This window comes from Aquimarina longa SW024, from assembly GCF_001401755.1.
Taxonomy (GTDB): domain Bacteria; phylum Bacteroidota; class Bacteroidia; order Flavobacteriales; family Flavobacteriaceae; genus Aquimarina; species Aquimarina longa.
This window is the reverse complement of record NZ_KQ474099.1, coordinates 333,863-346,742: the sequence shown is the minus strand read 5'-3', so window position 1 is coordinate 346,742 and position 12,880 is coordinate 333,863. Positions and strand designations below refer to the sequence as shown.

Sequence of the window (12,880 nt, the reverse complement as noted above, 5' to 3'; positions counted from 1 at the left end):
CTAAATTTTGTGATATGAATTTTAAAGATTTATAAGTTATACTTTTCTAGTATTCGTTTGCTTAGCGATTTTTCTTTTAATTGATTTTCTATGTAAGTGAGATGGCGTGTTAGGTTTGAAGCACTACCTTCTGTTAGCCATTTTACTTGCTCATCGATTACATTCCATAGAGGAAGCATTTGTTGATGGATTTCTTTTCCTTTTGGGGAAAGTCTGAAAAGTTTTTTTCGCTTATCAATTTTATCAATTTTATGTATTACTAGCTTTTTATGTATTAACTTTTTTACTGCTTGGGTAATTGCTGGTTGGGTGTATTGTAGCGCCTCTTGAATATCTGTTGTTGTAGCTGATTCTAAATCGATAATTACCTTAAAAATTGGAAATAGATACGGGTCAAAATCAATACCTAAAGTGTTATATACAATCTGAACTTCTCTCATCATTACATCGCTAAGTCTTTTTAACCTTGATCCTAATCCGAGTTCTCCATACTGTTGCAATTTATCTTTCATAAGTATTTATATAAGTACTTATGTAAAAATAATACTTTTTATTTTATTCTAATAACTATTTAAGAATTCTTAACTATAAATTTTTCTTTGATTTCATAATTAGTATTATTATCAAATTCAATAGCTACATGAGCTTTCCAAAATATTTGGGCATTTTTAAGTTCAAAATTACTCGGATGAAAAGTAGTAGGATATTCTAGAGAAGTTTTAATGGTGTTAAATTCTATAGTCTTAAATTTCGTTTTTTCTGAGGTATAAATTATATTGCTATCTGTTCCTCTTTTGTCAATAACCTTTTCATTGATTGTATGGAATATTTGTATATATTCTATACGATTATGATTTTTTTCAATCTGAATTTCCAGATTAAAGGTATCTTGATTAGGACTAGTGATTTGCAGAATGACATTGCCTAACATTCTTAAACTAGATTATATCATATCCCAAATAGGATAGTATGCCAAACTAGCCTATAAAATGACAAATGCCCACTATAGCAAAGAGTATTAGTCCAAAAACTGACAGCCCTTTTGATGGATTAGGAACATCAATAACTTGATTGCTTAAGGTGTATTGTATAGATTGAGGTTTTACCTCTGGTAAGAAGTCTGAGGTTAATTTGCCTTTTAGAGTTTTGAATAATTTACTGAATTTTATATCCTTGTAAAAGCTCTAAGCGAATTCTAGACATAGGTTTCCTCATCAGGATTTATTTCTATTGTAAGAAGCCATATTATTTCTAGATATTGCCCAGTAAAAGAAATAGGTGTCTAAGGGATTTCAAAAATTATATCAAATTCATAAATTCTTCCTTTACTCCAATTGCAATTGCTTTCTAAAGAAATGGTTTTAATGACTTGTTTATTGATATTTAATTTTTCTGTTACTAAATTCCTTAATTGACAATTGAAGTTGTCAAAACCTATATTCTCTTTAGGGCATGTTATGATTTTTCCTTTTAATACATTGCTAGGAGCAATTGTACTTGATAATGTATTTAACTTATATTTAATATCCGCAAGAGATGCTCAAGAATATTCCTAGTGTCTTTTTTTAAAACTATCGTATAAATGATTTAGAATGCTTCTGTAATTATCCCCAAAACGAGCTATCAATTGCTATAAAATAGCATCGGAGACTATTGTTTTTTTAATATTATAACCAGAAGCTAGTGTAATCCTATTATATATAATTTTTTTAATTTAAGAGTAGTGATGCCTTCAAATTTATAAGAAATAGAGTGACGTCGGGTAATGCGATATTCACTAGCCATACTTTTATGTGTAGTGATTACGTATGATGTATTTGTTCGTGACCAAAGCTGTAGTCTGTATTAATAACGGAATTTTTTGGATACTATCTATGAAGATAATAGGATTGTCATCTTTTTTATTTTTTGACCACTTCTATCAAAAAAATAGATCGTACGGTCTTTAAAATACTGGTGTCATAAAGTAAGATGTATAGTTTTACCGTTACCTTTTTGTCCAACAAATTCACTAACCTTAGGTTTTTGGTCAGTAAGGAGTTGTATCCAAGACTCAATAGAATGTGCTGGTGATATGATATTAATAATTATCTTGATCATCAATACCTCCAAAAGAATTATAATGATATGTAATATTAGTGTTTTTAATTAATTCATTATAATTTATTTACATAAACAGCTACTGTTTATCGAATAGATTTTGTTTTATACGACTATAGTAAGAACTATTAAGATATTATTTTTCTAACCCTTTTTGTAGTACTTCTTGTATACCAGCTAAGTGATCACTAAACTGCATCATCTGTGCTAATACTTGAGCCATTTCATTTTTATCTCCAAAACCTTTGAGCTTATTATTTTTGATAAAGGATTCTTTGATTGTTTTCCAACGTATGGCTTCTTCATTAGAGATGGTATTTGTCATCTCTTTATATTTTAACAAGTTGGCTTCTGCAGCACTCGTTAATGTCTGCGACTCGTTTTCATAATGTGATAGCAGTAGTGTTTTTAATTCTTTTGTATTCATGATCGGAACTACTTTGGCTACTAACTTACTCATATCTCTATAGGATCCTTGTAATTTAAATGATGGTTCGATACGATATGCGTCTTCCATAGCTGCGGATTTAATATAGGTTTCGTTTACTTTTAGTACGGTGTCTCGTATGGTAATAACTTTTTCTAATACAGAGATGTAGTCTTGTATCTCTTGTTTAGTATGATTTCCTTTCAATTCTATACCGTCTTGATTACCTGTTTCTACAATTTTAATTAGGTGATAAATGTCATCAAAATATTTACTGCTTAATTGATGTAATATAGGGTTAGAAGTCATAGAGTTTTCTATTAGACTTAGTTGAAATAAGTCAGCGGTATCTCCTATAATGTCTCCAAGGTTATAAATATCTGCACGATTGGCAAGCATATCAGGGATCTGAAACTTGTCTCCGCTCTCAGTATATGGATTTCCTGCCATAATCACACAGAATTTTTTACTACGTAGATCATAGGTTCTGGGGGTACCATTGTATACTCCTTCTATTTTTCGAGTACCATCAGCTAGAGAGATGAATTTTTGTAAAAACTCAGGATTACAGTGTTGGATATCATCGAGGTATAACATAACATTGTTTCCCATCTCGAATGCTAAGTTTAATTTTTTTAATTCTTCTCTGGCAGCTGCATTTGTTGCAGCCATTGGATCTACAGAGGTAATATCATGACCAATAGCAGGACCATTGATTTTCATAAATACCAATCCTAATCGATTTGCCAGATACTCCATCAAAGTAGTTTTACCATAACCAGGGGGGGAGATTAGTAATAGCATTCCCATTCTATCGGTACGTTTGGTATCACCTACACTTCCTAGTTGTTTAGATAGGTTATCTCCAAAAATTGGTAAGTATACCTGATCGATTAGTTTATTTCTAACAAATGATGAAAGTACTCTGGGAGTAAATTCTGTTAGTTTTAAGTCTTGTTTTAACGTTTCGGTTACGGAGTGTTTTGCTTCGCGATAGGCTTCGAAAGCAGGAACTTCTACGGTAGAAAATTGATTTAGTTTTGAAATAAAATCATGGTAATTGAACTCAAAATTACCCTCGATAATAGAGGGGTGACTTCCTTTTAATTCTTTAATGATTTGTGATGGACTTACATGGATTACTTCTGCAACAGATTCATTTTTAAATATTATACTACATACAATTTCATGCGCATATGCTGTTAATGATGGGTGTTCAGCTTTTAGATAGGAGATTACCCATTGTAATGCTAGATTGATTTTATCACTCCAGCTTACCGAAGTATTAGAGGTTATATCTAATTGCAATGTGCTTTTTAGTTTACTAAAAACATCTTTCTTTTTTAGTTGAGTGCTAAAAGATTCGTATAATTCATTGGCGGTTTGACTTGTAGAAAATATATGATCATTCTGTAATTCTGCAAATAGATAATTGGCAATGTCATTACTGGTAATAGGAGAAAAAAGCTGTGTTGTGCTAGCGAAAGTAACGATCTTTTTTTCTAAACTAGAGAGGACTCTTCGGTATTCTGTGCTATTAGGAAATACTTTTAATACTGCCCCAGAAGCTTTGATAGTATCATTCCAATAGCTTTGTTGTTCATTAGAGATGCTATACCAAAAATATTGCGCGAATGCTCTAGTATTAGGAGTAAAGCGTAATAGACCTAAGTCATGGTCTTTGGTTACTAAAACTTTAAGGATTTTAGAGGCATCAATATCATGAACACCTTTTATATATCCTTCGGCATAATTTTTACTACTCTCTGTACGGACTAATTCTAATAATTGATCCTCGTTCATGGTCACTAGAGCTGATTGAAAACTATGCTGACTTTTGAAAATCTTGTATGCTAAATATGCGGCTCGATATATTTCGTTGTTCTCAGAAATCAGTTCTTGATTCCAATATTTTTTTGATAATAAAAGGGTTTCATTGGTAATGTCTTGATAGAAATCAGTTCCAGTAAGATGATAGGCTAATACATTATTTTTATATACAATAGTAAGATCTAGAGGTTGTTTGTTAACCCCAAATTTATGTTTGCCAAGTTTGATGATGTTTTCTCCATCCTCGTATAAATCTTGTTTGTCTTTTAGTTTTCTGGTCGCATCTTCTTTGGCAACTTTTAGCGATGTTTCTATAGTTTCTGCTTTCCCTGGATCATCAAGATCTTGTAGCTGTACAACAATATCTCGTAGTTTATTGATCATAAGATCTGATGCAAAATATCCATTGATATCTGTTGCGGTATCAAAACTTAATGCTTTTTTAGTAACTCCCTTAAGAATCCTATTAGCTGCAGTCTCTAGTGCTACAGCTTTTTTATTTCGAGCTTCAATTAAACTATTTTTTCGAGCCTCAAAAGCATTGTATACTTCTTCTCGTTTCTCAATAATCTGAGTAATGAATATTTCGAAATCAGCAAACCTTCCTTCTAAGTCTTCTAGTTGTACTGAGACTTTATTTAGTAATTCATCTGTTTTTTCTGGAGTATTGGCAATATCTAGATAATTAATAATACTCTGATCTACCAACTTTAATTGAGCAGCAAATTCGGCACTAGCTTCGCTACTACCTAATGATATTATTTTATTTTTTATTCCTGCTTTAAGCTGGTTTATAGTTGTAAAAATCAAAGAAATATTATCTATGATTTTGGTAGAGTGAGAAGTGTCCTCAATCTTTAGGTTAGAGACAATATCAATCAACATTTCTAGATCTGTAGCAATTTGATTGACTGTAGTTTCTAGTTTTTTAGCTTCAATTACCTTTTTAATTGTATCGAGTTCGTTTTGTTTTTCATGTACTCGATCATGATATGGTAATAAGGCTTTATCATCTAACAAGAAATGGACACAGCGTTGTGATATTTTTTCGGTATGTTCGACAATAGTTGTCTCTAAATCAGTAATAAAAATAGAGTCTATGTATCGGATATCATTTAGTCCGATTACCTCTCCACGTAGGGTGCGGAGCTGTGCAAGTACTTGTATGAAATCATCAATAGATTTAAAGGAACTACTTTTAATTTTTCCAAAAATGGTTTCAGCTTTATCTTTAGTATCTTTGGTTGTATTTGTAGCAGTTTTTCGTAATTGCACTACTTTTTCGAATTCATCAATAGCAGCATTAGCTGCATTGTTGATTTCGGTAAGAGGGATATCCAGTCTAAAGGTTTCTTCTTCTCTAATCCAGTAATAACTATCGATAATATCATTAGAAAACTTAGATAAGTCATCATATAGACCATCATAGTTATCTTCTTTGTTTAGTAAATTGATCAGACCATTACACTCAGCCATAGCTTTTACAATATCTTTATTTCCGATCTTGTATAAGAGTGTGTCAGTATGTTCTGATGGTAGGGTAGTGCCTTGTATAAATGGAGTTTGCCATATCTGAATAACATGATGTTTGGTTTGCTCATCTTCAGTTTTAAAATAGCATAATTCACCATGTTCTAGAATTGTAAAACCATTACAAATAATAGGAGTTTTTACCTCTTGTTGGATTATATTGTATGCCATCAGCACATATAATCCTTTTGTACTTTCATAGAAAATATAGAAAAAATCTTCTCCATTTGGAGAACTAATTTTTTTCTGAAATTTTACATTAGAAATACCATTGTCGAATAGTTTAAACTCTCCGGATTGAAGATAATACCCATTAGGGTAAATAATACCTTGGTCATCAGGCAATAGTACGCAGGAGTTTTCTATGCTTTTGATTTTTTTTACTTCCTGTATTTTATGATTGTATACAAAATACTGAGGGTCTTCTTGAAAAGGTTTGATCTCTAGTGCAATGAGATTTCCTAAATCTGCATATCGATACTGCCCGTCATCTAATGTTTGATCAGCATGGATAACGGTCTCGCTATAAATTCCTTTTCCATCATCTGTATTGTCTTCAATTTTTATAGTAAGATCACCTCCAACAGTTTCTACAAATACTTTGTCTAATATGGAAATATGGGGATGAGTACCATAGCGATGCATATCTCTAGTAACTTCTACCCAATTAAATTCATGTTGTTTTGGGAATTTAAATTCATGTTCACTACGATTATCTACATAGGTAAGCTTACCTTCATTGATTAACCATTTAAAGGTTTTGATATCAGTGATACTATCACTAAGTTGGAACACCATGTGCAAATAATTGCCTACAATAGCAAATTTAGAAAATATGGTATTTCGATAATATTTATAAAGATTTGTGAAATCGTTTATAAATATGGGATCTTCTATTAGATCTAAAGGTTGTATTGTGAAATGGTCATTTTTATAGGTATAGATGCTAAATACATCTGCTAAGGTAATCTCTGTACGCAATCCAAAATGTACATTATATCCAAAAAGACAAATATTACCAATAGTCACAATATCTCGGGCAATACAGTTATTTTCTGTATTGATGCGATTATTGGCTATAAGTTTAGTCTCTACACTACCAAAAACTTCTTTTCGCCCATTATTAAGTTGAGTAAGGCGATTTTGAAGTTCTCCTTTTTGTTTTTGCAAACGTTTTTGGATGATTTCATAAGTTCCTTCATCTAGTTGTGTATGTTGGTTGTTGTTTTCTTCTTGCATCGTTTTACTAAAATTTTTCTTTTAGTTTTTATAAGGAATTCGATAAGCTCAGCCTGACAATAGTGTCTGTTTTTGGATCATTAAAGTGATATTGATAAAAAAATACTCCAAGCTATCAAAATCACAATTAATACAGTAGCAATCATTCTTTTTCTAAAAAGTGTTTTTCTTTGTTTTTTTAGCTTATCTCTGATTTTTTGCAATAATTTTTCTGATACAGGTTTTACTTTGATGCTTGCACTTTTTGGATCAGAGTTTGTCGATATTTCAAAGCTTTTTCGTTTATTTCTTCGGTCATTATACTTGATCGAAGCAATCATCGCTGCTGTACCCATATTTAAACAGTATTAAAAGTTAATAATTCCTATCCTAAATTTCTCTAGGATAGGAAGACTTTTATAGGTTTAAAAATGTGTTTTTGATCTGGTTCATAAATAATATAAAGAGAGCTATCTACTTTTTATGAGTTTATGTTTTTTTATTATTTTAATCGTTGATCTGATAGTCCTAATCCTTTAGCTAGGTTAAACAAATTACTAAACAAATCATTCTCTGATTGATCTGTAGATTTTTGTTTTAGTTGTATCAAAAGGTTTGCAATAGTAAGGTTTTTGATATCTTCAGAAGAGATGCCGTATTGAGTGGCAAAATCTTTTATTTTTCCCAAAAGGTTGCCTTTTACATCTTCACTGCCTAAGATAGCATCTTTTACATCTTGTATGTTGTCAGAATGTTTTACTAGTCGATCAATTCCTTTAGCTTTAGTTATCTGACCAATAATTTGATCGAAGAACATGGTTTCTCCTCCTACAATATCAATATTGGCAGCTTTTAGAGCATCGCTAATGACTAATGCTTGTGCATCTGCGATTTCTTTCTGGATATTTACATGGGCTAAATCAACTTGTAATTCTTTATCAAGTTTTAGTTTAAACTCTTCATGCTCTTTACCAACACCATTTAGTTTTTTCATAGCCTCTGCTTTTTCTTCGATACCAGCAGCTTCTGCTAATGCAATCTCTTTGTCTCCTATGGCTTGAGCTAGTGCTTTTTCTTTAATAACAAGTGCTTCTGCAACTCCTTCTTCTTTTAATGCTTCTGCTTTTGCTAAGATTCCTGCTGCTTCTGCCTGAGCTTTCTTTTCTACAATATTAGCTTCTACAAGACCTTGGCGTTCATTAGCATCTGCTTTAGCATGCATTACCTGAGCTTCAGACATTCCTAGTGTGGCTTCTTCCTTGGCAGTTGCCTCGGCTAAAGTTTTACGAGCTTCTGCTTCTTTTTCACTGGCTTCTTTTTGTGCCTGAGCTTCAATATTAATTTCTTCGGCTTTTTGTTTGGCAGCTTCTTTTTGTGCTTCTGCAGCTTTTATTGTAGAGATAAGAGCTTCTTGTGCATTGGCTTCTGCAACAGTGATTTTTACTTGTTTCTCACGATCTGCAGTTTTAAAAGCTTCAATATCTTTCATGTTTTCTCGCTCTTCTACTACTCCTTTTTCTAGCATTACACGATCTCGTATTACATCTTGGATATTTTTCTTTTCTACTTCTACAACTTTCTCTTTTTCTATTTGTGCTAGAGTAACGATACGTTCACGCTCTGTGGCTTCTAACATTCTGTCTTTTTCTACACGTTCGGTTTCTACAGCATCGGTACGTTGCTTATTTTTTGAAGCTACAATAATCTGACGTTCCATATTTTCTTCAGCCACTTTTACTTTTTCTTCTGTAGCAATTCTAGCAGTTTCAGATTTTAAGCGTTCTTCTTCAGCTACTTTTAGAGTCTCTGCTTCTTCTCTGGATTTGATATTAGCAATTTCGCGTTTTTGTTGTTCTTCTTTTTCTGCTAGCTGTTTATCTAATTCTAGAATAGCTTCTCGTGCCTCTACATCTTGCTTACGAATTACTTTTTCTTCATCACGTTTGATAAGATTAGATTTTATATTCTGAGCTGCTGTTAACTCGGTAATTTTTTTGATCCCTTCTGAGTCTAAAATATTATCAGGTTTTAGAACGCCTAATGAAGTTTGCTCTAAATCATCTATGGCACAGTCATCGAGTATATATCCATTTAAATCTGTTCCGATGATATCTATAATTTCATCTCTAAACTCCCTGCGAGCTTCATATAATTCTACAAATTCGAATTTTTTACCTACAGTTTTTAAGGCTTCGGAGAATTTAGCATCAAAAAGACTACGTAAAGTATCGATCTCTGAAGCACGATTACAACCAATAGTTTGAGCAACATTTATAATGTCTTCTACAGATTTATTTACTCGTACAAAAAATGCTACTTTGATATCTGCACGGATATTGTCCTTACAGATTAGTCCATTAACTCCTGTACGTTCTATCTCGATTTTTTTGATAGAGATATCCATTATTTCTACTTTGTGTAATACAGGGATAACATATAGCCCTTTATCAAAGGCGACAGCGGTTCCTCCAAATCCTGTACGTACAAGAGATTCTCCTTGTGGGATCTTTCTATAGAATATGGCTATAATTATAAAATATAGTACAATGAGAAGTACTAAAGCTACGACTACGATGATAGCTATACTAGCGATGTTGCTCATAAATATTAATTTAATGGTTGGACGATATATAGTTGCTTGTTTTTTACTTGATTTATAATTTCTACAGGTGTATTGGCAGGGATTTCTATTCCATTTTTAGCAGTTACCATTACTTTAATAGGATCTGATTGGATTTTTATTTCTAGAGTGGTGATTTTTTCTCCGGATAAAGGACTTTTTAATATGCCTTCTCTTCCTAGAAATTCTAATGGACTTTCTCCTTTATTATTAAAATTGAGAAAGAATTTTTTAAAAGGAGTGGTGCATATTTTTGTTAAGAGTAATGCAGGAATAATACCTCCAAAGAAAAATATAAATCCAAGATCAGTAGTATAACTGTTTGTTATTGATGTTCCTGCCATTGTGATTGCCCACCAAAATAGTACAAAAAACGAAAAAGTAAACATAAATGGTAGCCCTACAAAATTGAAATAAATTAGGAATATTTGAAAAAAGTTTAATTTACCACGACGACGTATAACGTCTGCTTTATTTACTTCGGTATTAGAGATATCTTGGATGTCTAGGTTTCCTCTGGCATCAAAATCAGTATCTACATCAATATCAGTGTCGATGTCTGTGTCTATATCAATATCTGCATCAAAAAAATCTAAATCTAACCCTGTAAGAGTAGTTAAAATCCAATACAGGATTAATAACCCAAAAAGGATCGTTAATGGTAGATTAACTATAGAGGTTGCTATGTCATATAATTCTCTCAATGGTTGGTGTGATATTACGATTCGTTAGTTACTATTCTAAAACTGCTATAATCTTAGTTATATATGAATGTCATGAGTCACATATTTATTACCCATATATTACTCTTTTTTTAGTATTTTGTTATATAAGCCTGTAAATCAGCGCAATATTTTACAGGCTTTATTTTAGTGCAGAGTATTTAAGATTCTTTCTTATCCTCCATACCTAATTGTTCTTTTAATTTAGCTAACTCATCATCAGCATCAGAATTTGTGTCATCTAAGGCTTTATCCAACTCATCATCAATAGATTTAGAAGTGTTAGCAATATCACCATATGCCTCAGCTAGTGCTTCTTCTTGGTTTACTTTATCTTTCATACGCTCTAACATAGAAACAGTGCTAGAACTATCTATTGCAGCCATTTGTTTGTTAACATTTTTAGTAGCAGTAGAAACTTTTACTCTTGCTTTTAGAGTTTTGAGTTCGTTTTCCCATTTACTAATATTCTGTTTGATTTCTTGTATATTTTTCTCTAATTGAGATACTGATGTATTAAATTTATCAGATTCTTCTTTGCTACGGGTAACATGTTGCTGAGCTTCGTCTTTTTTAATTAAAGCTTCTTTAGCTAATCTGTTTCCTTCAGCTTCATCTAAGTCGCCTTTTTGGGCTTTTTTAAGGATCAGCATTGCTTTTTGCTGATAGTCTTGAGCTTTAGAAATGTATTCCTCTGTTTCATTTTTGGATCGAATAGCCATAGCTTTTACTTGTGCAAGTGCTTCAAGGCTTTTTGTTAGATCAGATTTCATGTCTCGGATTCCCTGTTCTGTCATTTTGATAGGGTTTTCCATTTTATCTATAGCAGAGTGCGCTTCAGCTTCTCCTACTTTGAATAATCGTTTAAAAAAGTTCATAATTTTTAGTTTTTTGAAAAATTTATAATTTGATCTGAATATTCACTTAATAATAATCCTAGAGAATTTAGTGATCCTTCTAGTTCATTAAGGTCCAGATTTTCTACCTGAAGTGTGTCTCTGAAGATTACTTTTTCTCCAGATTCATCTAATACGAATGCTCCGTGAACAATGTCTCGGTTTTTTTGAAGTAAATTACGATAGATTACTTCGCTTTTGTTTTTAATGTTGAAAATATGTTGTTCCATTATTAAAATGGGAGGTGCTACTCCTAGAATCATGTTTTTAATTCCTTCATTTTCTTTGCTAATCATTATAATTCCTTGCTCCTGGTTTTCATGAAGGATGTTATAATTAAGTTGAAGCAAATAATCTTTTATCAATTGAAAATGATCTTGCATATGGTGTTTTTTTATTGTTGATTAGTAATTTTTTCAAAGTCTATGACTATACATCAATATTACAAAAAGTCACATAACTTTTCGGAGATATATACAACTAAATTAGCAAGATAATATGCAAAGCCTATCATGGGTATGATGATTTTAATGTTAATGGTTTATTTGACTGCTAAAAACAATAGGAATCTCTTCTTTGTATAAATGAAATAAAATGATTTCTTAAATAATCCTACTGTAATTAGCATTTTAAAAATATATTAGCTAATATTGTTAGTGTAAATGTACAATAAATTCTCATAACTGCAAATAAAATTAGCAAAAATGTCTTTTTTTGGAAAAAATATTAAAAAAATTAGAGGGGTAAAAAGTTTAAGCCAACAAGCATTTGCAGAACTTTTTGATCTTAAGCGCGGTACTTTAGGAGCTTATGAAGAAGGAAGAAGTGAACCGAAGATAGAAACATTAATTAAAATAGCTAATCATTTTAGCATAGCTATAGATGACTTGCTAACTAGTGAACTCACTGTAAACCAACTTTTAAAATTTAAAGGAGATTTTACAACATATACTAAGGATTTAAAACGAGAACAGTTTGTAGAAATTCCTTGTATAACTGATACAACTTCTAGTGATTATATTACATTGCATACTAAAGAAGACTTTATTAAGGAATTACCTATTTTGCAATTGCCAGTAAATCCAACTAAAGAATTTAGAGGATATACGGTTAGTAACTTAGAAATGACTTCACATGATAAAGGATTTTATCCTAAGGATATTGTAATAGGAGAAAAAGTTCCTAAAACAGTGATTAAGAAATTAAATAATGGAACTCTTGTTTTTGTCGTTGTAGGAGATAAGTTAATTTTTAGAAGATTATATGTAACAAATAATAATGTAGTTCTAAGGGCAGATCATAAAAATATAGAGGATTCAGTGTACCCATTAGCCGAGATTAAAGAAATATGGAGGGTGCGGTATGTCTTTTTTAAGAGAATACCAGAGTTTGGGAGTGATGTGGAAGATAAACTGTTATCGATAGAGAAAGAATTGTTACGGATGAAAGAAAAGCTTAGATAGATCATATTCATTATTAGAATCCTAGTAATTGCTTAGCCTCATTTCAATTTTCTATTTTATTTTTAATGTAAAAA

10 protein-coding genes are annotated in these 12,880 nt (G+C 31.5%); 1 reads left to right on the top strand and 9 read right to left on the bottom strand.

The annotated features are described in order from the left end of the window. Positions 1 to 29 precede the first annotated feature (29 nt). The 9 genes from N456_RS10520 to N456_RS10485 all read right to left on the bottom strand — a co-directional run bounded on the left by N456_RS10520 (position 30) and on the right by N456_RS10485 (position 11,726). Positions 30 to 512, bottom strand: a complete 483-nt coding sequence (locus N456_RS10520) for a winged helix DNA-binding protein (protein ID WP_062056654.1) — start codon at positions 510 to 512, stop codon at positions 30 to 32. Positions 513 to 571: 59 nt separating this feature from the next. Then, positions 572 to 931, bottom strand: a complete 360-nt coding sequence (locus tag N456_RS10515) for a hypothetical protein (protein WP_062056652.1) — start codon at positions 929 to 931, stop codon at positions 572 to 574. Positions 932 to 1,959: 1,028 nt separating this feature from the next. Then, a complete protein-coding gene (locus tag N456_RS24410) occupies positions 1,960 to 2,100 on the bottom strand; it encodes a hypothetical protein (RefSeq protein ID WP_158447869.1) in 141 nt (46 codons plus the stop codon). Positions 2,101 to 2,236: 136 nt separating this feature from the next. Then, positions 2,237 to 7,126: a DNA repair ATPase gene (locus tag N456_RS10510; protein ID WP_062056650.1), complete on the bottom strand. Its 4,890-nt coding sequence runs from the start codon at positions 7,124 to 7,126 to the stop codon at positions 2,237 to 2,239. A gap of 80 nt (positions 7,127 to 7,206) precedes the next feature. Beyond that, positions 7,207 to 7,461: a hypothetical protein gene (locus tag N456_RS10505; RefSeq protein WP_062056648.1), complete on the bottom strand. Its 255-nt coding sequence runs from the start codon at positions 7,459 to 7,461 to the stop codon at positions 7,207 to 7,209. Between the two features lie 146 nt (positions 7,462 to 7,607). After that, complete coding sequence (locus N456_RS10500; protein WP_062056646.1) at positions 7,608 to 9,707, bottom strand: flotillin family protein; 2,100 nt, start codon at positions 9,705 to 9,707, stop codon at positions 7,608 to 7,610. Between the two features lie 5 nt (positions 9,708 to 9,712). Further along, positions 9,713 to 10,429, bottom strand: a complete 717-nt coding sequence (locus tag N456_RS10495; protein WP_062056644.1) for a hypothetical protein — start codon at positions 10,427 to 10,429, stop codon at positions 9,713 to 9,715. A gap of 179 nt (positions 10,430 to 10,608) precedes the next feature. Next, positions 10,609 to 11,325 carry a PspA/IM30 family protein gene (locus tag N456_RS10490; protein ID WP_062056642.1) on the bottom strand — a complete coding sequence of 239 codons (717 nt, stop codon included), beginning with the start codon at positions 11,323 to 11,325 and terminating at the stop codon, positions 10,609 to 10,611. Positions 11,326 to 11,330: 5 nt separating this feature from the next. Then, positions 11,331 to 11,726 carry a type III secretion system chaperone family protein gene (locus tag N456_RS10485; protein ID WP_062056640.1) on the bottom strand — a complete coding sequence of 132 codons (396 nt, stop codon included), beginning with the start codon at positions 11,724 to 11,726 and terminating at the stop codon, positions 11,331 to 11,333. Positions 11,727 to 12,047: 321 nt separating this feature from the next. On the opposite strand from N456_RS10485, the gene N456_RS10480 reads away from it, so the two are divergent. Next, on the top strand, positions 12,048 to 12,806 hold the full coding sequence (locus N456_RS10480) for a helix-turn-helix domain-containing protein (protein ID WP_062056638.1): 759 nt from the start codon (positions 12,048 to 12,050) through the stop codon (positions 12,804 to 12,806). Positions 12,807 to 12,880: the final 74 nt, after the last annotated feature.